The sequence below is a fragment of the Polaribacter sp. OB-PA-B3 genome, from assembly GCF_054589375.1.
Map to the genome: position 1 here is coordinate 189,459 of NZ_BAAIIX010000004.1, position 22,445 is coordinate 211,903.

Consider the following 22,445-nt stretch of genomic DNA (forward strand, 5'->3'; position numbering starts at 1 on the left):
TAAAAAAACTAAAGTAGTTTTAGATAAACCTATAAAAGGTTGAAACTTTACCAATACAAAACCTATAAAAAATGCAGAAAACAAAGCACCTAAGCCGTCAATGACAAAAAGCACCCTTGGTTTACTTTTTATGTTCTTAAAAATAGAAATTAACATAAATTAAAAGTCGCAAAATTCACCAGAATTTACTTAAGATAATTTAGTAATTCTCAATCACAGAATTGATAAAAGGATAATAATATTCAGTTAGAATCAACCCCTTTTTGTAACCAATTATTTTACCTTTATGATTCACAAAAACCAATGTTGGGTAAGATTTAACGTGATATTTACGAATTAAATTATACGTTTCTTCCAATCTTTTTGCTTCAACTAAATCTTTATTTCTAGGATTATCCGCCTCGTATAATATCAACTCTTTATCTGCGATATTTACAAACTTTTCTGAATGAAATAATTTTTTATCTAAAACCTTACACGGTCCACACCAATCTGATCCCGTAAAGTAAATTAAAACAGGTTTTTTTTCTTTTTTAGATTTATTTAAAGCATTTTTATACGAAGATTCCCAGGTTGCAGTGGGTAAAGCTTGTTCGATTTTGTTTACTACAACATCTTCTAAAGGTAAATCATCTATATCTTCTTGAGCAACGAACATCGTTGTAAATAAAAATGCAAACGATAATAAAAATATTTTTTTCATTCTAAGGTTTTAATTTAAAATATCAATTATAATACCAAATTTATACTTTTTCTTTTAAATGACTGTTTATTAAGACATCAAACTTATTTTTAGATTCATTTAAAAACAATGTTTCTATTGGTAAATAACTTAAATCACTTAATTTATTATGCAATCTCACGTAGTCTTTTTCGGTAGTTAAAAGAAGTTTATTACTTGGTAAGTCATCAAAATTAGTCTTAATATCATTAATTTCTTTATTACTAAAATGATGATGATCTGCAAACTCTAAGTGTTTAAAATTTACATTAAAGTTTAATAAAAAATCTAAAAGCGGTTTCGGGTTTGCAATACCGGTAATCAACAAAACTTCATAATTCACAATATCTTTAGTAAAGATTTCTTTAGAACCCAAAACTTTATTTCCGTAAGAAATTGTAGTAAAAAAAACTTCTTTATCAAACTTTTTAAGTTTTTCTAAAACTTTGGTTTTTGTATCTTGATCTAAATCGTATGGGCATTTTGTAACCAATATTACATCTGCTCTGTTTGCACCTGTTTTACTTTCGCGTAAGTTTCCTGTTGGCAGCAAAAAATCATCTACAAACAAATCGTTAAATTTTGTAAGCAAAATATTAAAACTTCCTTTAACTTTTCTATGCTGAAAAGCGTCATCTAACAACACAACTTCAGCATTATGTTCGTTTATCAATTTTGTAACTCCCGCTACTCTATTTGCATCAACAGCTATAACAACATCTTTAAACTTTTTAAAATATTGTAAGGGTTCATCCCCAACATCAATTGCTTTATGATTGTCTTTTACCAACACAAAACCTTTTGTTTCTCTTTTATAACCTCTACTTAAAACTGCTGTCTTATATTGATTTTGAAGTAATCTAATAAGATATTCTATCTGCGGAGTTTTACCTGTACCGCCAACACTTAAATTGCCAACAACTATTACTGGCGTCTTAAAACTTGTTTCCTTAAAAACCCCAACATCAAAAAATAAATTCCTAATTTTTGTTACAAAATCGTACAAAATAGCAAACGGAAATAGAAAAAATCTAAGTACTTTCATTGTGGTAAAAATACATTAAAAATGTTAACTTTGGTTTTAGAAAAAAACACCCAATGAAGATAAAAGAAGTAACAAATTATTTAGAAGAATTGGCGCCTTTAAATTATGCTGAAGATTTTGATAATGTTGGCTTACTTGTAGGCAACTATAATACAGAAGTAAACGGTGTTTTAGTTACATTAGACACTTTAGAAGAAACTGTAGACGAAGCAATTGCTAAAAACTGTAATTTGATTCTTAGTTTTCATCCTATAATTTTTGGTGGATTAAAAAAGCTTAACGGAAATTCTTACGTAGAAAAGGTTGTTTTAAAAGCAATAAAAAATGATATCGCAATTTATGCTACTCATACAGCTTTAGACAATTCTAATAATGGTGTATCTGCAAAAATGTGTGAAATTTTAGGATTAGAAAATCAGAAAATATTAATTCCTAAAAAAGGAATTATAAAAAAACTAACAACTTTTGTACCTGTTAAAGATGCAAAAGAATTGCAAAAACACCTTTTTGATGCAGGTGCAGGAAACATTGGTAATTATAGCGAATGTTCTTTTAGTGTAAATGGTACCGGAACTTTTATGGGCAATGAAAATTCGAATCCGGTTATTGGAGAAAAAGGTAAAAGACATTCAGAAAACGAAACTCAAATAAGTATTCTTTTTGAAAGTAAGAATGAAAATGCCATTCTAAATACTTTAAAAAATAAACATCCGTACGAAGAAGTTGCTTATGAAATAATTACTTTAGAGAACACACATCAAAACATAGGAATGGGAATGATTGGTGAATTACCAACTGCTATGGATGAAAAAGATTTTTTAGTATATTTAAAGAATAAAATGAAAACAGCATGTGTTAGACATTCTGAATTGATTCATAAAAAAATAAAAACAGTTGCAGTATTAGGCGGATCGGGTAGTTTTGCTATTTCTAATGCTAAAAGAGCTGGTGCAGATGCTTATGTGAGTGCAGATTTTAAATATCATGAGTTTTTTAAAGCTGAAAAAAGCATTTTATTGGCAGATATTGGTCATTATGAGAGCGAACAGTTTACAAAAAACCTTTTGGTTGACTATCTTACGAAAAAATTTAGTAATTTTGCAATCGTTTTATCAGAAAAAAGTACAAATCCAATTTATTACATATAAACATGGCAAAGAAGAAAGAAATTTCAGTAGAGCAAAAATTAAGAGCATTGTATGACTTACAATTAATAGACTCTAGAATTGACGAAATTAGAAACGTAAGAGGTGAATTGCCTTTAGAAGTTGAAGATTTAGAAGATGAAGTTGCCGGATTGAATAAGCGTATTTCTAACTTAGCAGAAGATGCATCTAACTTAGAAACAGAAATCAACAATAAGAAACAAGCTATAGAAGATTCTAAAGCGTTGATGGCTAAATATGAAGAGCAACAAAAAAATGTTAGAAATAACAGAGAGTTTGATTCTTTATCAAAAGAAATTGAGTATCAGGATTTAGAAATTCAATTAGCAGAAAAAAGAATTAACGAATACAAAGCTAAAATTGCTCAAAAAAATGAAGTAATTGATGCTACTAAAGAAAAGTTAGCGAAACAAGAAAAGCACTTAAGCCACAAAAAGGCAGAATTAGACGCAATCTTAAAAGAAACAGAAAAAGAAGAAAAACTTTTAGGAGAAAAATCTGAAGAGTTTTCTAAATCTTTAGATGCTCACTTATTTTCTGCTTACACAAGAATTAGAAATAAAGTAAAAAATGGTTTAGCTGTTGTTGCTATTGAAAGAGGAGCTTCTGGAGGTTCTTACTTTACAATACCACCACAAGTGCAATTAGAAATTGCCAACAGAAAGAAAATTACAATTGATGAGCATAGTGGACGTATCTTAGTAGATGCTGCATTAGCAAACGAAGAGAAAGAGAAAATGGATAAGTTATTTTCTTAATCATCAAATTAATATCATAAAAAAAACTCGAAGCTTAGCTTCGAGTTTTTTTATTTTATAGATACATTAAATTAATAATCTAAACTTTTAATGTAATTTAACTTTTCTTTCCAAATAGCTAAGTCTTCTTTAAACTCTCCTATCCTATTCTTTACATTTATAACTAAAGGATTATCATCTTTCGCATTCGAAAAGAATCCTAAATTATTTTCTAATTGCTGCATTTCTCTTACTACTTCATCAATCTTTTTTCTTACAAACAATTGTTCAGAATCTAATTTTCTAAAGTCATTATTAGCCATAAAACCATCTACAACATTTGTAAATTTTAACATAGCCACTTCTTTTTTATCTAAAGATAAACTTTCTAATAATTTATCTATTTGCTTGTTAAATTTACCCTCTAGATGTCTTACATTTCTTGGTAAAGCACCTAAATCTTTCCAAGCTTGTATTGCCTCTAAAACACTTTCTTTAGTTTGTTCTTTGTCTTCTTTTAAAGATTCTAAAAATACTTTTTTGGCATTTACAACTTCTTGTTGCTCTTCACTCACAGAATTTTTATGCTTATGAAATCTATCAAAATACGTATTACAAGCTGTTTTAAACTTATTCCAGATATCATCAGAAAACTTTCTAGGTACGTGACCTATTTTTTTCCAATCAGACTGAATTTTCTTTAAAGTATCTGTTGCTGCTGCCCAATCTTCGCTATCTTTTAAAGATTCTGCAACTTCAATTAAAGCTAACTTCTTTTTTAAATTATCTTGTTGTTCTTTCTTTTCCTCTTTATAGAATTGATTTTTAGAGCTATTAAACTTTTTTGTAGCAGCTTTAAACTTTTGCCAAACTTCTTCACTTTTAGCATACGGTAATTTACCAGCGTTAAAATACTCTTGCCTTAATTTCTCTATATCGTTAATGCTATTTTGCCAATCTTTATGAGTTTTATTACCAGAAGTTTCATAAGCATCTAACTTTTCTATTACTAATAATTTCTGATTAATAATTTCTTGATATTTAGATTTCATATCACGAAAATATTCATGACGCTTATCGTGAATTTTTTTAGTAGCAGCACTAAACTTTTGCCAAACCTCTTCTCTTACTTCTTTTGCTACTGGCCCAATATCTTCTTTCCATATTTTATGAAGCTCTTGCAACTCTTTAAAAGCTGTATTAACGTCGTTAGAGTTTGCTAGTTCTTCTGCCTTAGCTACTATTTTTAATTTTTCTTCTAAATTATTTTTAAAGTCTAAATCTCTAAAATCGTTACTTAAATGTAATAAATCATAAAAACGCTCTACATGATGATGATAGGTTTTCCAAGTATCGTTGTATCTATTTTTAGAAACAGGCCCAATAGAACGCCAAGTATCTTGCAAAGCTCTAAACTCGTTATACATAGTTTTAGAGTCGGCATTTTCTATCAGATTTTTTAACCCCTCAATAACCTCTTCTCTTTTAGCTAAGTTAGCATTCATTTGCTTTTCTAAAGCATTATAGTGTGCGTCTCTTTGCTTTTTATATTCAGACAATAAGCTATTATACTCTCCTTTTACAGGACTCGAAAATTGAAAATCAATAGAATTACCGCCTTCATCTAAAAAAGCTTTCTTCTTATTAGCTAGTAACTCACCAAACTTTGCATTAAAAGCTGTTTTAATACTTTCAACTTCGTTTTTAATTTTATTTACAGCATTGTTAGATAATGTATCTTGTAACTCTTTAACAAGTTCTTCTAAAGAAAGAATACTATAGTCTTTTTCTTCTTTAACTACAGATTCTTCAGAATCTTCTGCTTTTTCTGCTACAGAATTCTCTACTTCTTCTACAGCTTTTAGAATCGCATCATCTTCTGCTGACGAAGCTTCTGTATTTTTTTGTTCTAGATTAGAAGTCTCATTAACCACTTCTACTTTTTTATCCTCGTTATCATTATTGTTATCTAACATATCTACAATGTTTAAGTTCGTTTAATAATACATTAGTATTATAGTTTATAAATATAAGTACAACTTACTAGTTATACAAAATGTTCGGTTAAAATATACTATTTGTTTTCATTCCAGATGCGCCAAGACTCTTCTGCTTGTAATTCTAGCATTTCATAACCATTTTTAATAGCCGCACCTTTCTCTTTTCCATTAGCTAAAAAACTAGATATTTCTGGATTGTAAATTAAATCGAATAATAAGTGCTTTTCAGTTAAATATTGATACGGAATATTTGGGCATAAATGCGTGTTTGGCGAAGTACCAAGCGGAGTACAATTAATTATCACCGTAAAATCTTTTATTATTTCTTCGGATAAATCATTGTAAGAGACTTCTTTTTTTCCTGAAGGATTTCTAGAAACGAATTTAAATTTGATATTATTTTTCTTTAAAGCATAGGCAATTGCTTTTGATGCCCCACCAGTACCTAAAATTAAAGCTTTGGTATGATGCTTTTTTAGAAAGGGTTTAATTGATTTTTCAAAACCAACAACATCTGTGTTATAACCTTTTAAATTTCCTCTTTTGGTAAATTTAATTGTATTAACTGCACCAATTTCTTCCGCAGTTTTATCTAACTTGTCTAAATATTTAATTACGTCTTCTTTATACGGAATTGTAATATTTATGCCGCTCACAAATTCTTCACTATCAATAACTGCAGGCAATTCTTTTATATCTTGTAGATCAAAATTTTTGTAATTATAATTAGATAAACCCAATTTTTTAAATTTATCTGCAAAATATCCTCTAGAAAAAGAGTAAGAAATATCTTTACCTAAAAGACCAAAAACTTTATTTTTTTGTTTTTCCATAAAAATCAATTATTAAAATTAATGCAATACCTAAAATAATATAAAATATAGCGAACCATGTTTCTGATGATAAAAAATCTGGCATAAATCTACTATAATTTTCTACGATTCTATTTCCTTTTTTATCAAGTAAAAACTCGTTATTTACCGATAAATAAACAGCTTTTTTAAACGGCCAAACAATACCTAAAGATCCCGTTATAAAACCTATTATAACCGCAGTAACTATTGCATTGTATCTTTTTAAAACATACCCTAAAACATGACTTATAGAAACTAAACCAAAAGCAGAACCTGCCGTAAAAACTGTTATAATTTTTAAATATCTTATTTTTTCTGGATCAGATAACACATCAAAATTACCAATTAGTAGATTGGTTACTACAAAGAATAATTCGTTTACCGCATCTACTAAAAGTAAAACGTAATTCCCCATCAAAATTAAGATGAAGGAACCCGAAAGTCCGGGTAAAGTCATACCAGAAACACCAACAATTCCGCAGAAAAAAACAAACCATAAATTGTCATTTTCTCCAGCAGGTTTTAAAAAACTAATTCCTAAACCAATAGTAGCTCCAATTATTAATGAAATTACATTTTTACGATTCCATTCTCCGAAATCTTTACCAATATAATAGACAGAGCCAATTATCATTCCAAAAAACCAACTCCAAACATAAAGCTCGTAATGCTCTAAAAAGTAATCTAAAACTAAAGAAATACTGAAGTAACTAAAAATACTTCCGCCCATTATCAGTAATAAAAACTGACCATTCACATATGTATAAAAACTCGAAAATCTACCGCGTATTAACAATTTAAATGCGGTAATATTAACTTTTTTAAAAGACTGAATTAACTCTTCATAAAAACCAAATACAAAAGAAACTGTTCCGCCAGAAACACCAGGCACTTTGTTAGCAGCACCCATTGCTAAACCTTTTAAAAAAAGATATAATTTTTGTAAGAAAGTTCTTTCGACTTGCATTATGCTTTTTTAACCGCCAATTTTTCCATTAATAAAATAAGCGCAAAACCTAATACAGCTAAAACAACTGCCATTAATAACTTCGGATCACCATCAAAAGAATTCGGAGAAATACTAACTTGTTTTAACGGCACCTCGATTCCGTGAGAATTTATACGTGTAGTAATTGTTTCTTTCCAAGGCCAAATTTTGTTTAAAGAACCAATTATAAAACCTGTTAAGACTGCTAGAGTATAATTTTTATAATTTGCAAACATCCATTTTAAAATCTTAGAAAAAGATAACAAACCTACAATTGCCCCCAAACCAACCGCTGCTATTGTTTTGATATCTCTATCATTTACAGCAGATAAAATTGGTTTATACGCACCTAATAGAACTAAAATAAATGCTCCTGAAACACCTGGCAAAATCATAGCACAAATTGCAATTGCGCCTGCTAAAAACATAAATAATAAAGAAGAACTTTCTGTAACTAACGGATTAAGTGTTGTGATAAAATATGCTACAAAAGCACCTACTATTAAAATTGCATAAGTAATAAAATTCCATTTTGTAATTTGTTTACCAATGTAAATAATACTTGCTAAAACTAATCCGAAGAAAAAAGACCATAATAAAACTGGCTCATTTTCTAACAACCACTTAATCGTTTTGGCTAAAGAAATTATACTTATAAAAATTCCGATAAAAAGAGCCAATAAAAAAGAGCCGTTTACTTGTTTCCAAGCAGCTTTAATTCCGTCTGACTTTAAAGTTTTTAACAAGCCTAAATTCACATTAGCAATAGAACCTAGAAGCTCTTCGTAAATACCAGAAATAAACGCAATTGTTCCTCCAGAAACACCAGGCACAACATCAGCAGCGCCCATCGCCATTCCTTTTAAACCTATAACCAAATAGTCTTTTATACCTCTTACCATTTTATTTTGTTATTTTTGTAAAAAACGAAGATAATAGAATTTAAAGAGAAAATAGAACCTTTATTTTATTTGTAACTTTTTATTGACATAGAAAAATGCCCAAAAAAGGAAAAGAAAAAAACACGGCTAATAAAGCAAAACATACTAAGTTAATGAATAGAAAAATTAACAAAGTAAAGTTAGAAAAACAGTTACATAAAGAACGTTTAAAAGCAATTATTAAAAAAGCCAACGAAGCCAAAAATAATGAAGCATAGTTTAAAATACAATTTAGGCATATTTACCTCTTTACCCCTTTTACCTTTGTTATACTTTCAAGGAAAAAATATTAGAAAAAATGTACCAACATTGCCAGAAGCTAAAGAAACTACAGGTTTTGTAAATAATAATTTTTCTTCGGATTTACACATTCTTACCATTGGAGAAAGTACAATTGCAGGCGTTGGTGTAGATTACCATAAAAACGGTTTTACTGGTGCTTTAGCAAAAAAGCTTTCTACTAAATTACAAAAAAACATACATTGGCGTGTTTATGCAAGAAGCGGATATACAGTAGCAAAAGTTACTACGAAAATAATACCTAAAATTAAAGAAACTAAAATTGATTTAATTGTAATTGGAATGGGAGGAAACGATGCTTTTACTTTAAATTCTCCAAAAAAATGGTTGAGAGATATCGAAAATTTAATTGTATCTATTCAAGACAAATTTCCTGAAGCACCTATTTATTTTACAAACATGCCACCTATTAAAGAGTTTCCGGCATTTACTAAAACAATAAAATTTGTAATCGGAAATTTAGTTGAAATCTTTGGTTCGGAACTTAAAAATAAACTTCAATCTAAAAAAAATGTTTTTTATTATGATGAAATTATCACGCTAAAAAACTGGAGCGAAAGAAATAATTTATCTCATGAAAACTCGAGTATTTATTTTAGTGATGGTGTTCATCCTTCAGAATTAACTTACAAAATATGGGCTAACGAAATGGCTACATTTATAAGTTCTAAATTTAAGGCATAAAAAAACCTCAAGCTTCTACTTAAGGTCTAATTTTATAAATAGATTATTTATCTATTGAGCCTAATACTCGTTTCATAAAAGTGTTTAAGGCCTCTTTTTTAGGAGCACCCTCTTTTACCATTTTATCAACTTCAATTGCTCCGTACATATTAGAAATCAATTCACCAATTACATCTAATTCTTCATCTTTTAAAGAAGGAACTTCTGTTAAAGCTTCTAGAGTTTCTATGGTTTCTAAAACATAATCTTGATCGTTTTCTTCGATAAAATTTGTTAGGTGTTTAATTACTGGTAACTTCATAATTAAATAATTTCGCTTGCTAAGTCTTTTAAAACATCAAACTTATTTGTTTGTGCTTGATTTTTAAAACTTCCGCTTTCAAAAGTTGCAAAAGTTGGTAAATTACTAACATCTGCTAATTTTCTACTTTCTGGAAATTTTTCTGCATCTGCAATAACAAAAGCAATATTTTCATTTTCTAAAGCCAATTTTTTAAACTTTGGCTTCATTATTCTACAATTACCACACCAAGTAGCAGAATATTGTACAATTACTTTATCATTACTATTTACAATTTCTTGTAAATTATCTTCTGTTAATTCTTGTAACATAGTTGTAGTTTTTTAAATATTGGTGTTTAGTAAATTTCTAAACACCAATATTATCAATAATTTATTAGTGAGAAGCTAAATATTCTGCAGTTCCTTTTGCATTAGGTGACATTGCGTCTTTACCTTCTTCCCAGTTTGCTGGACAAACTTCTCCATTTTTCTGAACGTGAGCGTAAGCATCAATTAAACGTAAAAATTCATTTACATTTCTACCAACTGGCATATGGTTTATTCCTTCATGAAAAACTGTACCTTCTTCATCAATTAAATAAGTAGCTCTATAAGTAACGTTATCTCCTTCTACTTGTATTGTTTGAGTCGCTTCGTCAAAAGTTTCATTAGTAATATCTAAAATACCTAAAATAGAAGATAAGTTTCTGTTGCTGTCTGCTAAAATTGGGTATGTTACTCCTTCTATTCCTCCGTTATCTTTAGAAGTACTTAACCAAGCAAAGTGTACCTCTGGCGTATCACAAGAAGCACCAATAACAACTGTATTTCTTTTTTCAAACTCTGCTAAAGCAGCTTGAAAAGCATGTAATTCTGTAGGACAAACAAATGTAAAATCTTTAGGGTACCAGAATAACAAAACTTTCTTTTTGTTATTAACCGCTTCTTCTAATACATTTAGCTTAAATGTATCTCCCATTTCATTCATTGCGTCTACATTTAAATCTGGAAATTTTTTACCAACTGCTGTTGCCATTTTTTATAAATTTTAAGTAATTATTAATTCGTTATTTGAGACTACAAAGATATAAATGAGCATAGATTATTTGTTAAAATTTAATGTTAAGTTTTTATTATACTATAAATTAAATTTATTAAAAATATTAATAAAAATAGATTAAAATTATTCCGTAATTTTTTATAAAATAATTTGTAAATTTAAAGAGAAAACATTTTTAATAGTTTTTAATTATTTTAAAATAAAAACTATAGATAATAATTATTAATAAAAAACCTGTAGGTTTGCATTGTCAAATTAAATATTATAAAAAATGAAAAACAATCCTCACGCAAATAGTCAACCAAACGGAAAGAATTTTGATTTAAATGATGACATATCTAAATGTCCTTTTTTAAGTGGAACAACCAAACAAACATCCGGACAAGGTGTAAAAAATAGAGATTGGTGGCCGAACGAATTAAAATTAAATATTTTACGCCAAAACGCCACAAAATCGAACCCAATGGGTGAAGATTTTGATTATGCAGAAGCATTTAAGAGTTTAGACTATGATGCTCTTAAAAAAGATTTAAAAGAGTTTATGACAGATTCTCAAGACTGGTGGCCAGCAGATTATGGCCATTATGGAGGATTGATGATACGTATGGCATGGCACAGTGCCGGTACATACAGAGTTGGCGATGGACGTGGAGGTGCAGGTGCAGGAAATCAACGTTTTGCACCTATAAATAGTTGGCCAGATAATGGAAATTTAGACAAAGCTAGACTATTACTTTGGCCCATAAAACAAAAATATGGGAACAAAATATCTTGGGCAGATTTAATGATATTGGCAGGAAACTGTGCTTTAGAATCAATGGGGTTTCCAACTTTTGGTTTTGCCGGTGGACGTGAAGACGTTTGGGAACCTGAGCAAGATATTTATTGGGGAAGTGAAACCGAATGGGGTGCAAATGATAAAAGATATGAAGATGGTGACTTAGAAGATCCTTTAGCTGCTGTAATGATGGGGTGGATTTATGTAAATCCGGAAGGACCAAACGGAAATCCAGACCCGATGGGTTCTGCTCAAAATGTTAGAGAAACTTTTGGTAGAATGGCTATGGATGATGAAGAAACCGTTGCTTTAGTTGCAGGCGGACATACTTTTGGAAAAGCTCATGGTGCTGCAGATCCTAATAAATATGTTGGTAAAGAACCACATGGTGCTTCAATAGAAGAAATGAGTACTGGTTGGAAAAACAGTTTTGGTACCGGTGTTTTAGATGATACAATTACAAGTGGTATTGAAGGTGCTTGGACTCCAAACCCTACTCGCTGGGATGCAGATTATTTCGATGTGTTATTAAACTACGAATGGGAATTAACAAAAAGTCCTGCCGGTGCACATCAATGGAAACCAACCGCAGCGTCAAATGCTAAAATGGCACCCAAAGCTGGTGACGCCAATGGAAGGCAAGATTTAATGATGACTACTGCTGATATTGCATTAAAAGTAGATCCAAAATATTTAGAAATTTCAAAAAAATTCCATGCAGACCATAAGGCGTTCGAAGATGCATTTGCTCGTGCTTGGTACAAACTAACTCATCGTGATTTAGGCCCTACTTCTCGTTATTTAGGTCCAGAAGTTCCTCAAGAAGAATTGTTATGGCAAGATCCAATTCCTACAGTAAATTATACATTAAGTGATGCTGATATTGCAAATTTAAAAGTTATGATTATTGATAGCGGATTAACAATATCTCAATTGATAACAACAGCTTGGGCTTCTGCATCTACATTTAGAGGTTCAGACAACAGAGGTGGTGCTAACGGAGCTAGAATTGCTTTAGAACCACAACGTAGTTGGGAAGTTAACAACCCAAAAGAATTGGCCAAAGTTCTAGAAACTCTAAAAGATGTAAAAAACAAATTTGAAGGCGAAGTTTCTTTAGCTGATTTAATTGTTTTAGGAGGAAATGTAGGATTGGAAAAAGCTTTAAAAAACGCAGGTTATAATGAAATTGTAAGTTTTACTCAAGGAAGAGGCGATGCTACCCAAGAACAAACTGATGTAGAACAATTTGGTTATTTAGAACCTTTAGCTGATGGTTTTAGAAACTACATTAAAAAAGATTTAACAATAGCTGCAGAAGACCTGTTGATTGATAAAGCTAATTTATTAACACTTTCTGTACCAGAATTAACTGTCTTAGTAGGCGGATTAAGAGTTTTAGGAGCTAATTATGACGGTTCTGATTACGGTGTTTTTACTGACAATGTTGGTACTTTAACAAACGACTTCTTTAAAAATATTTTAGATTTTACTTACACTTGGAAAGCAACTTCTGAAGACGATAGATATTTTGAAGGAAGCAATCGAAATACTGGAGAAGTAAAATATAAAGGCACAAGAGCAGATTTAATTTTTGGATCAAATACAGAACTGAGAGCAATTGCTGAAGTTTATGGTGCAAATGACGGTCAAGATCGTTTTGTAAAAGATTTTATTGCTGCTTGGACTAAAGTGATGAATCTAGACAGGTTTGATGTAAAATAATCTCTATAAATCTAAAAAGGATAGGTTTATTAAAACCTATCCTTTCTTATAAACTTTTAAATTATGAATATTTTAAACACTTTTTTTAACGCAATTCAATCTGTAAATATCAATATGATTGAAACCTTATTAAAGAAATTTCCTAATCTAGCGAATGCAAAAGATAAAAGAGGTTTTAGTCCTTTAGTTTTTGCTACTTATTTTGATAAAAAAGAAATTGCAGAAACTTTAATTAGACACAACGCAAATGTAAATCATCAAGATGCAAAAGGAAACACGGCTTTGTTAGGGGTAGCATTTAAAGGCAATTTAGAAATCGCAGAATTACTACTTAAAAATAATGCAAATATTAACATACAAAACAACCAAGGTTATTCTGCTTTAATTTTTGCAACAATTTACAATCAAGAAAAAATGGTTGCGTTTTTACTTAACAAAAATGCAGATTTTAACCTAAAAGATTTAGAAGGTAAAACTGCATTAGATCATGCCAAACTTCAAAATTTTGATACAATAATTACATTATTGGAAAACAAAAAAACTACTTATTTGCAAACAACTTAATATCGTTTGCAGAGACTTCTTTTTCTCCTAAAATCAACAACCTTTCTACTACATTCCTAAGTTCTCTAATATTTCCTGTCCAATCATATTCTTGTAGAAGTGCGATGGCATCATTAGAAAATTCTTTTTTTGGAGAACCTTGTTCTTTAGAAATTTTATCAGCAAAAAATTCTACCAATAAAGGTATATCTTCCCTTCTATCGTTTAAAGCAGGAACTTTAATTAAAATTACTGCCAATCTATGATATAAATCTTCTCTAAACCTTCCTTCGGCAATTTCTTTTTTCAAATTTTTATTGGTTGCTGCTACAATTCTAACGTTTACTTTAATGTCTTTATCAGAACCAACTCTTTGAATTTTATTTTCTTGCAAAGCTCTTAAGACTTTTGCTTGCGCAGACAAACTCATATCTCCTATTTCATCTAAGAAAATAGTACCACCATTTGCTGCCTCAAACTTACCAGCTCTATCTTTATTTGCACCGGTAAAAGATCCTTTTACATGACCAAATAGTTCACTTTCTATTAATTCTGAAGGAATTGCAGCACAATTTACCTCTATCATAGGTGCTTTAACTCTATCTGATTTTTCATGCAACCAATGCGCTACCAACTCTTTTCCTGTTCCGTTTGGTCCAGTAATTAAAACTCTTGCATCTGTTGCTGCTACTTTTTCAATAATTTCTTTAATATGAGAAATAGCATCACTTTCACCAATCATTTCATAGTTTTTGCTAACTTTTTTCTTCAGCCTTTTATTCTCTACAATTAAAACTTTTTTATCTAAAGCATTTCTAACTGTGTTTAATAATCTATTTAAATCTGGCGGCTTAGAAATATAATCGAAAGCGCCTAAACGCATTGTATTTACAGCCGTATCAAGGTCTCCGTGACCAGAAATCATTACAATTGGTACTTCTGGTTTTATTTTTTTGGCTTTTTCTAATACCTCAACACCATCCATTTTTGGCATTTTAATATCACATAAAACCAAATCATAATCATTATTTTTTATCATTTCTATACCTAACAATCCGTCCTCAGCTTCCTCTACATTGTAGGCTTCGTTTTCTTCAGAAATAATTTTCTTTAAAACCCTTCTAATTGCTGCTTCATCTTCGATAATTAATATCTTGCTCATAAATTTTTATTTGAAACGTAATTTAAATAAATTTAATTCAAAACTATGTTTAAACGTCTAATTCTTTTTATTGATTTTGGAATAAATGTACATCTCTTTGTGGAAAAGGGATAGAAATATTGTGTTCTCTAAAAGCTTTATCGATACCAAATCTTAAATCGCTTTGAACAAACCTAGTTTCGAAACTATTATTTAAAGAAAACACAAGTTTAAAATTTAAAGAACTGTCTGCAAAATCTGTAAATAGCACTTTTGGTTCTGGTATTTTTAATATTTTTTCGTTCTTTTTTGCAGTTTCTAATAAAACCTTTTTCACCAATTCTACATCGCTACCGTAGGCAACACCAACAGCTACAGATTCTCTTGTTTCTGTTCCGTTTTCTGTCCAGTTAAAAAGAATATTAGTTAGATATAAATGATTAGGAATTACCAACACTTTATTGTCTATAGTAACTGCCCTAGTTGTTCTTAAACGAATATCTAAAACTCTACCTACTTTACCTTCTAATTCAATAATATCACCAACATGCACAGATTTATCTACTAAAATAAAAATACCAGAAATAATGTCTTGAAACAATGTTTGCAATGCCAAACCAACACCAATTAAAAGTACTGCAGAAGCGGCAAAAACAGCGGTAACATTAACACCAGAAGCATCCATAGCAATTAAAAAGATTACCAAAAACACCAACCATCTTATATAACTAAAAACGCTTACAAATTTAACTTTATCATTCTCTGGCATTTTTCTAGTTATAAACCTTCTTACTAACTTTAATATAAAAGCTGTTAAAAGTAAAGCTACAGCAACAAATATTAGCCCTTTAACAGTAATGCTAATTTCATCACTAAACTTAAAAGTATAATCTAATATAGATGTTGTTTCATCTAAAATAGCATCTTTAACCTTATCTAAACCGTCTTGCATTTATCCTTTATATTTTAACCATTTATACAAATCTTTATAAGTTGGTTTTTTACCATACATTAAAATACCAACTCTATAAATTTTAGCTGCTAACCAAACCATAAATACAAATGTAACTAATAATAATGCCATAGAAATTAACAATTCGTACCATGAAACGCCAAAAGGAACTCGCATTAACATAACTATAGGTGCTGTAAATGGAATATGAGAAAATAACACTGCAATAGAACCATGCGGATCATTCATTACAGTTGCAAACCCAACATAAACACCTAGAATTAATGGCAACATTATCGGCAACATAAATTGTTGCGTGTCTGTTTCATTATCTACTGCTGCACCAACTGCTGCAAACAAAGAACTATACAGCATAAAACCTCCTAAAAAATAAAAGATAAACAACACAAATAACTTTAAGATTGGTAGTTTTAATATTTCTTGAACAACCATTTGACCTTTATCGCCTTCCGTTGCTTGCTTAACAGCATCCATTTGTTCTGCCGGCACTCTTGCAGATTGCATTTCTACCACATCAACACCAAATATCGAAGAAACAACCGTAAGAATTACAAATAATAAAACTCCCCAAATAAAAAATTGTAATAACCCTGCTGATGCATTACCAAGGATTTTACCAAGCATTAATTGAAACGGTTTTACCGACGACACAATTATTTCTATAATTCTACTAGTTTTTTCTTCGATAACACTTCTCATCACAGAAGTACCATAAATCATTACAAACATCATTAACAAATAACCCGCAATTGCACCAACACCAATTTTTAACCCGTTTATTAATTTTGATGATTGCTCACCAGAAAAATTAAACATTTTAATATCAGTATTAATTTTAGATGCCTTAATTTTATCTAAATCGATACCAAAATCTGTTAGTTTTATATTTCTAATTTTTTGTTCAATTTTATTTTCTAGAGAATTCATCACAGACATTCCTGGAGATTCTTTAGAATAGAATTCTATTGATTTTGCTAAAATTTCTAAACTATCTTGTTTCGGAATTAATAAAGCTCCGTAAAAATCACCTTCTTCTACCTTCTTTTTTGTTTCTTCAACCCCAAGCTCTGTGTAATCTAAATAGTGAATTGTTTTTGTGTCTTTAAAATCTGCTTTAGAAAATAACTCAGAATTATCCACATAAACTATCTTTTTAATTTTTTCATCATTTTTTTGCATCAGAAAAAATACTAATGCTCCCATACCTACCATAATTAGCGGACTCAAAAAAGTCATAATTATAAATGATTTATTGCGAACTTTTGCAATAAACTCTCTTTGTATGATTAACCTTAACTTGCTCATCTTCTTAATTATTTTTGTTTATTGCTTGAATAAAAATATCGTTTGCACTTGGTATAAGCTCTACAAAATGTTGAACTTCACCTCTATTTGTTAAAAAGGATAACAATTCATTTGCCGTTTTACCTGTTGGAATTTTTACATTTAACGTTAAACTATCATTCAATAATTTAAAATCTGATGGATACACTTTAAAACTCTCTTTTAAAATACGCTCTACTTCTAAAGGGTTTTGGGTGTTTAAACCCACTTGAAAGGTATTTGTTCTAAACTGGCGTTTAATATCGTCTAACTTACCGTCTAATATTTTATTTGATTTGTCTATCAGAGCAATTTCATCGCACATTTCTTCTACCGACTCCATTCTGTGAGTAGAAAAAATTATTGTTGCACCTTCATCTCTTAACTGTAAAATTTCTTTGGCTATTAATTGCGCATTGATAGGATCGAAACCAGAAAAGGGTTCATCAAAAATTAATAATTTAGGATTGTGCATTACAGTAACAATAAATTGTACTTTTTGCGCCATTCCTTTAGAAAGTTCTTCAATTTTTTTATTCCACCAAGCAGAAATATCAAACTTTTCGAACCAATACTTTAATCTTTTTTTTGCTTCTGATTTACTTAATCCTTTTAATTGTGCCAAATACAAAGCTTGCTCACCAACCTTCATAGACTTATACAAACCACGTTCTTCTGGCAAATAACCAATTTGGGCTGTATGATGTGGTGCTAATTTTTCTCCGTCTAATATAACAGAACCACTATCTGCCATTGTTATTTGGTTTATAATTCTAATTAAAGAAGTTTTACCTGCGCCGTTTGGCCCTAATAAACCATATACACTTCCTTTAGGAATTGCAAGTGAAACATTATTTAACGCAGTATAATCTCCGTATCTTTTAACTACATTATTAATTTCTAATAAATTCTTCATTGATTATAGTAGATTTTCAAATTAGGTAAAAACCCTAACAAAATTACATATTTTATAACTATTAGTATAGCATCAACTAAAAACGTTACAGTTTAATTTTATGTTAAATTTACTATGCATGCATAACTTTTTTAAAATTTACTATGCACGCATAATAAATTTTATTATATTTGAACCAATGAATAAAAATAAATCAATAGATCATCAATTAAGAGCAACATGGCAAGCCGTTGCAAAATTGTATAACGAACAAGCGTTAACACATAATAGCACAATGGCTACAGCTTTTGTTTTGTTAAATATTGATAAACAAAACGGAACGCCATCTACAGCGTTAGGACCGTTAATGGGTATGGAACCTACAAGTCTTTCTAGAATATTAAAAAACATGGAAGATAAAGGGGCTATTTGTAGAGAAAAAAATCCTGACGATGGTAGAAGTGTAATTGTTAAATTAACAGAATACGGTAAAGAAATGCGTAAAATTTCTAAAGGCCATGTTATTCAATTTAATGAAACAGTAATAAATAATGTTACTGCAAATGATTTAGAAGGTTTTTTTAAAGTTACTTCTACTATAAACAAATTAATAGCAGATAAAGAAATTTATAAAGAAATCAACAATAAAGCAGTATAAAAATCAAACAAATGACTAGAAGAATTAAAAAAGTAGCAATTATTGGTTCCGGAATTATGGGAAGCGGTATTGCTTGTCATTTTGCAAATATTGGTGTAGAAGTTCTTTTATTGGACATAGTTCCAAGAGAACTAACCGATAAAGAAAAAGCAAAAGGACTAACGTTAGAAGACAAAGTTGTTAGAAACCGATTGGTTAATGATGCACTAACAGCATCTTTAAAATCGAAACCTTCTCCAATATACAATCAAAAATTTGCAAAAAGAATTACTACTGGTAATTTAGAAGATGACATTGCAAAGGTTGCAGACGTAGATTGGATTATGGAAGTTGTTGTAGAAAGACTAGACATAAAAAAGATAGTTTTCGAAAAATTAGAAAAATACAGAACTCCGGGTACAATAATTTCTTCTAATACTTCTGGTATTCCTATCAAGTTTATGAATGAAGGAAGAAGTGAAGATTTTCAAAAGCATTTTGCTGTAACACACTTTTTTAATCCGCCAAGATATTTAAAACTTTTTGAAGTTGTTCCTGGACCAGATTGTAAACAAGAAGTTACAGACTTTTTAATGATGTATGGCGAGAAGTTTTTAGGTAAAACATCTGTTTTAGCCAAAGATACGCCAGCTTTTATTGGAAATAGAATTGGTATTTTCGGAATCCAATCTTTATTTCATCAAGTTAAAGAATTAGGTTTAACAGTAGAAGAAGTAGATAAATTAACAGGTCCGGTAATAGGTAGGCCTAAATCGGCTACTTTTAGAACTGTAGATGTTGTTGGTTTAGACACTTTAGTTCATGTTGCTAATGGTATTTACGAAAACTGTCCTAATGACGAAGCTCATGAGCTTTTTAAACTTCCTGGTTTCATCAATACAATGATGGAAAACAAGTGGTTGGGTAGCAAAACCGGACAAGGTTTCTACAAAAAAGCTGTTGTAGATGGTAAAAAAGAAATTTTAACGTTAGATTTAGATACGATGGAGTATCGTTCTAAAAAAAGAGCAAAATTTGCAACGTTAGAATTAACTAAAACAATAGATAAACCAATCGACAGATTTAAAGTATTAGTTGGTGGTAAAGATAAAGCTGGTGAGTTTTACAGAAAAAACTTTTCAGCAATGTTTGCATACGTTCAAAATAGAATTCCAGAAATTTCTGATGAATTGTATAAAATTGACGATGCAATGAAAGCTGGTTTTGGTTGGGAAAACGGACCTTTTGAAATTTGGGATGCTGTTGGTGTAGAAAAAGGTATCGAATTAATGAAAGCTGAAGGATATGAACCTGCTGCATGGGTAACAGAAATGTTAGCTGCTGGTTCTAAATCTTTTTATTCTGTTAAAGATGGCGCAACTTATTTTTATGATGTTGCTTCTAAAGCTCAAACAAAAAAACCTGGTCAAGAATCATTTATTATTTTAGATAACATCAGAAAATCAAATCAAGTATTTAAAAATTCTGGTGTAGTTATCGAAGATATAGGAGACGGAATTTTAAATATAGAATTTCAATCTAAAATGAACACCATTGGTGGAGATGTTTTAGCAGGAATTAATAAAGGTATCGACTTAGCTGAAAAAGATTTTCAAGGTTTAGTTGTTGGTAATCAAGCGGCAAATTTCTCTGTTGGTGCAAATATTGGTATGATTTTTATGATGGCTGTAGAGCAAGAATATGATGAATTAAATTATGCTATCAAATATTTTCAAGATACAATGATGCGCATGCGTTACTCATCAATACCAACTATTTCTGCGCCTCATGGTATGGCTTTAGGTGGTGGTTGTGAAATATCTTTACATGCAGATAAAGTTGTTGCAGCCGCAGAAACATACATGGGACTAGTAGAGTTTGGTGTTGGTGTTATTCCTGGTGGTGGTGGTTCTAAAGAAATGGCTTTAAGAGCTTCAGATTCTTTTCAAAAAGGAGATGTTGAATTAAACATTTTACAAGAAAACTTTTTAACTATTGGTATGGCAAAAGTATCTACTTCTGCACACGAAGCTTTCGATTTAGGCTTACTTCAAAAAGGAAAAGATATAGTTGTTGTTAATAAAGACAGACAAATTGCGACTGCGAAAGCTCATGCTAAATTAATGGCAGAAAGCGGTTATACACAACCAGCAACAAGAAAAGATGTAAAAGTATTAGGTAAACAAGCATTAGGTATGTTTTTAGTTGGAACAGATTCTATGGAACATTCTAATTACATTTCACAACACGACATGAAAATAGCCAATAAGTTAGCTTATGTTATGGCAGGTGGAGATTTATCTGAACCAACATTGGTTACAGAGCAGTATTTATTAGACTTAGAGCGTGAAGCATTTTTATCGTTATGTACAGAACGTAAAACGTTAGAAAGAATTCAAGCAATGTTAAAAACTGGTAAACCTTTAAGAAACTAAAATTTTATGAAAACAGCATATATAGTAAAAGCATATAGAACTGCAGTTGCAAAGGCTCCAAAAGGTGTTTTTCGATTTAAACGTGCAGACGAGTTGGGTGCAGAAACAATCCAACACATGATGAAAGAATTACCAAATTTAGACGTAAAACGTATAGATGATGTAATTGTTGGTAACGCAATGCCAGAAGGTTCGCAAGGATTAAACATGGCTCGTTTTATCTCTTTAATAGGATTAAACTCTGTTGATGTACCAGGAGTTACAGTAAATCGTTTTTGTTCTTCAGGATTAGAAACAATTGCAATGGCAGCTGCAAAAATTCAAGCTGGTATGGCAGATTGTATAATTGCTGGTGGAGCGGAAAGCATGAGTTCTGTACCAATGACTGGATTTAAGCCAGAATTAAATTACGATACTATTAAAGATGGTCATGCCGATTATTATTGGGGAATGGGAAATACTGCAGAAGCAGTTGCAAATCAATTTAAAGTATCGAGAGAAGATCAAGATGAATTTGCTTATAATTCTCATATGAAAGCGTTAAGAGCTCAAGCAGAAAATCGTTTTCAAGATCAAATTGTACCTATAGAAGTTGAAGAAACTTATTTAGATGCAAACGGTAAAAAAGCAACTAGAAAATATACTGTAAATAAAGATGAAGGACCAAGAAAAGGAACTTCTACTGCAGTACTAAATAAATTAAGACCAGTTTTTGCTGCTGGAGGAAGTGTTACCGCTGGTAATTCATCTCAAATGAGTGATGGTGCAGCATTTGCTATGGTAATGAGCGAAGAAATGGTTAAAGAATTAAACTTAGAACCAATTGCAAGAGTAGTAAATTATGCTGCTGCAGGTGTAGAACCTAGAATAATGGGAATTGGTCCTGTAGCTGCAATACCGAAGGTATTAAAACAAGCAGGTTTACAGCAAAATGATATCGAATTAATCGAATTAAACGAAGCTTTCGCCTCGCAATCTTTAGCAGTAATGCGAGAGCTAAATTTAAACCCAGATATTGTTAATGTAAATGGTGGTGCAATCGCTTTAGGTCATCCTTTAGGTTGTACAGGCGCAAAATTATCGGTACAATTATTCGATGAAATGCGTAAAAGAGATATGAAAAATAAATACGGAATGGTGACCATGTGTGTTGGAACAGGGCAAGGTGCTGCTGGTGTATTCGAATTCCTTAGTTAATAACAAATTAAACAAACAAG

At 30.4% G+C, this 22,445-nt stretch carries 22 protein-coding genes; 9 read left to right on the forward strand and 13 right to left on the reverse strand.

Going from position 1 to position 22,445, the window contains the following annotated elements; genetic code table 11:
* Nucleotides 1-199: 199 nt before the first annotated feature.
* Both ACYPV9_RS09505 and lpxK read right to left on the reverse strand, forming a co-directional pair.
* On the reverse strand, nt 200-703 hold the full coding sequence (locus ACYPV9_RS09505) for a thioredoxin family protein (protein ID WP_459743268.1): 504 nt from the start codon (nt 701-703) through the stop codon (nt 200-202).
* Nucleotides 704-743: 40 nt separating this feature from the next.
* Nucleotides 744-1,766: a tetraacyldisaccharide 4'-kinase gene (gene lpxK / locus ACYPV9_RS09510; RefSeq protein ID WP_459743270.1), complete on the reverse strand. Its 1,023-nt coding sequence runs from the start codon at nt 1,764-1,766 to the stop codon at nt 744-746.
* Nucleotides 1,767-1,819: 53 nt separating this feature from the next.
* Here lpxK and ACYPV9_RS09515 point away from each other — a divergent pair, with 53 nt between their 5' ends.
* Both ACYPV9_RS09515 and ACYPV9_RS09520 read left to right on the forward strand, forming a co-directional pair.
* Nucleotides 1,820-2,914, forward strand: coding sequence for a Nif3-like dinuclear metal center hexameric protein (locus tag ACYPV9_RS09515; protein WP_459743272.1), 1,095 nt, complete (start codon nt 1,820-1,822; stop codon nt 2,912-2,914).
* A gap of 2 nt (nt 2,915-2,916) precedes the next feature.
* Nucleotides 2,917-3,690, forward strand: a complete 774-nt coding sequence (locus ACYPV9_RS09520; RefSeq protein ID WP_299065173.1) for a zinc ribbon domain-containing protein — start codon at nt 2,917-2,919, stop codon at nt 3,688-3,690.
* 71 nt (nt 3,691-3,761) lie between these two features.
* On the opposite strand, the gene ACYPV9_RS09525 is transcribed toward ACYPV9_RS09520, so the two are convergent.
* The 4 genes from ACYPV9_RS09525 to ACYPV9_RS09540 all read right to left on the reverse strand — a co-directional run bounded on the left by ACYPV9_RS09525 (nt 3,762) and on the right by ACYPV9_RS09540 (nt 8,413).
* On the reverse strand, nt 3,762-5,645 hold the full coding sequence (locus ACYPV9_RS09525) for a DUF349 domain-containing protein (RefSeq protein ID WP_459743275.1): 1,884 nt from the start codon (nt 5,643-5,645) through the stop codon (nt 3,762-3,764).
* A 98-nt stretch (nt 5,646-5,743) separates the two neighbouring features.
* Nucleotides 5,744-6,502, reverse strand: coding sequence for a shikimate dehydrogenase family protein (locus tag ACYPV9_RS09530; RefSeq protein WP_459743277.1), 759 nt, complete (start codon nt 6,500-6,502; stop codon nt 5,744-5,746).
* The gene (locus tag ACYPV9_RS09535; RefSeq protein ID WP_459743279.1) at nt 6,483-7,490 is read right to left on the reverse strand and encodes a DUF368 domain-containing protein; all 1,008 of its coding nucleotides are present in this window, start codon (nt 7,488-7,490) and stop codon (nt 6,483-6,485) included. Before ACYPV9_RS09535 ends, ACYPV9_RS09530 begins: the two co-directional genes overlap by 20 nt.
* Nucleotides 7,490-8,413, reverse strand: coding sequence for a polyprenyl-phosphate transporter (locus ACYPV9_RS09540; RefSeq protein WP_459743281.1), 924 nt, complete (start codon nt 8,411-8,413; stop codon nt 7,490-7,492). The genes ACYPV9_RS09535 and ACYPV9_RS09540 overlap by 1 nt, the downstream gene beginning before the upstream one ends.
* 95 nt (nt 8,414-8,508) lie before the next feature.
* On the opposite strand from ACYPV9_RS09540, the gene ACYPV9_RS09545 reads away from it, so the two are divergent.
* Together ACYPV9_RS09545 and ACYPV9_RS09550 are read left to right on the forward strand one after the other, a co-directional pair.
* A complete protein-coding gene (locus tag ACYPV9_RS09545) occupies nt 8,509-8,670 on the forward strand; it encodes a hypothetical protein (protein WP_172830879.1) in 162 nt (53 codons plus the stop codon).
* Nucleotides 8,660-9,436 (forward strand): SGNH/GDSL hydrolase family protein, encoded by a 777-nt coding sequence (locus ACYPV9_RS09550; protein ID WP_459743284.1) that lies wholly within the window; start codon nt 8,660-8,662, stop codon nt 9,434-9,436. Before ACYPV9_RS09545 ends, ACYPV9_RS09550 begins: the two co-directional genes overlap by 11 nt.
* 43 nt (nt 9,437-9,479) lie before the next feature.
* Here the strand turns inward: ACYPV9_RS09550 and ACYPV9_RS09555 are convergent, their stop codons facing one another.
* The 3 genes from ACYPV9_RS09555 to ACYPV9_RS09565 form a co-directional block, all read right to left on the reverse strand.
* Nucleotides 9,480-9,737 carry a DUF6952 family protein gene (locus ACYPV9_RS09555; protein WP_299065162.1) on the reverse strand — a complete coding sequence of 86 codons (258 nt, stop codon included), beginning with the start codon at nt 9,735-9,737 and terminating at the stop codon, nt 9,480-9,482.
* A 2-nt stretch (nt 9,738-9,739) separates the two neighbouring features.
* Nucleotides 9,740-10,048 (reverse strand): thioredoxin family protein, encoded by a 309-nt coding sequence (locus tag ACYPV9_RS09560; RefSeq protein ID WP_459743287.1) that lies wholly within the window; start codon nt 10,046-10,048, stop codon nt 9,740-9,742.
* A gap of 64 nt (nt 10,049-10,112) precedes the next feature.
* Nucleotides 10,113-10,754: a redoxin domain-containing protein gene (locus tag ACYPV9_RS09565; protein WP_459743289.1), complete on the reverse strand. Its 642-nt coding sequence runs from the start codon at nt 10,752-10,754 to the stop codon at nt 10,113-10,115.
* Nucleotides 10,755-11,049: 295 nt separating this feature from the next.
* Between ACYPV9_RS09565 and katG the strand changes: the two genes are divergently transcribed.
* Nucleotides 11,050-13,281, forward strand: coding sequence for a catalase/peroxidase HPI (gene katG, locus ACYPV9_RS09570; RefSeq protein WP_459743291.1), 2,232 nt, complete (start codon nt 11,050-11,052; stop codon nt 13,279-13,281).
* A 63-nt stretch (nt 13,282-13,344) separates the two neighbouring features.
* Entirely contained in the window at nt 13,345-13,845 is a 501-nt protein-coding gene (locus ACYPV9_RS09575; protein WP_299065155.1) for an ankyrin repeat domain-containing protein, read from the forward strand.
* On the opposite strand, the gene ACYPV9_RS09580 is transcribed toward ACYPV9_RS09575, so the two are convergent.
* The 4 genes from ACYPV9_RS09580 to ACYPV9_RS09595 all read right to left on the reverse strand — a co-directional run bounded on the left by ACYPV9_RS09580 (nt 13,823) and on the right by ACYPV9_RS09595 (nt 18,177).
* Nucleotides 13,823-14,986, reverse strand: coding sequence for a sigma-54-dependent transcriptional regulator (locus ACYPV9_RS09580; RefSeq protein WP_299065153.1), 1,164 nt, complete (start codon nt 14,984-14,986; stop codon nt 13,823-13,825). The two genes, ACYPV9_RS09575 and ACYPV9_RS09580, sit on opposite strands and share 23 nt — an antisense overlap.
* A gap of 67 nt (nt 14,987-15,053) precedes the next feature.
* Nucleotides 15,054-15,917 carry a mechanosensitive ion channel family protein gene (locus tag ACYPV9_RS09585; RefSeq protein ID WP_459743294.1) on the reverse strand — a complete coding sequence of 288 codons (864 nt, stop codon included), beginning with the start codon at nt 15,915-15,917 and terminating at the stop codon, nt 15,054-15,056.
* Nucleotides 15,918-17,243 (reverse strand): ABC transporter permease, encoded by a 1,326-nt coding sequence (locus ACYPV9_RS09590; RefSeq protein ID WP_459743296.1) that lies wholly within the window; start codon nt 17,241-17,243, stop codon nt 15,918-15,920.
* Between the two features lie 4 nt (nt 17,244-17,247).
* Entirely contained in the window at nt 17,248-18,177 is a 930-nt protein-coding gene (locus ACYPV9_RS09595; RefSeq protein ID WP_459743298.1) for an ABC transporter ATP-binding protein, read from the reverse strand.
* 178 nt (nt 18,178-18,355) lie between these two features.
* Between ACYPV9_RS09595 and ACYPV9_RS09600 the strand changes: the two genes are divergently transcribed.
* The 3 genes from ACYPV9_RS09600 to ACYPV9_RS09610 are packed head-to-tail and all read left to right on the forward strand — an operon-like array spanning nt 18,356 to nt 22,425.
* Complete coding sequence (locus ACYPV9_RS09600; RefSeq protein ID WP_299065146.1) at nt 18,356-18,814, forward strand: MarR family winged helix-turn-helix transcriptional regulator; 459 nt, start codon at nt 18,356-18,358, stop codon at nt 18,812-18,814.
* 11 nt (nt 18,815-18,825) lie between these two features.
* Nucleotides 18,826-21,228: a 3-hydroxyacyl-CoA dehydrogenase/enoyl-CoA hydratase family protein gene (locus tag ACYPV9_RS09605; protein ID WP_459743301.1), complete on the forward strand. Its 2,403-nt coding sequence runs from the start codon at nt 18,826-18,828 to the stop codon at nt 21,226-21,228.
* A gap of 6 nt (nt 21,229-21,234) precedes the next feature.
* Nucleotides 21,235-22,425 carry an acetyl-CoA C-acyltransferase gene (locus ACYPV9_RS09610; protein ID WP_079738307.1) on the forward strand — a complete coding sequence of 397 codons (1,191 nt, stop codon included), beginning with the start codon at nt 21,235-21,237 and terminating at the stop codon, nt 22,423-22,425.
* Nucleotides 22,426-22,445: the final 20 nt, after the last annotated feature.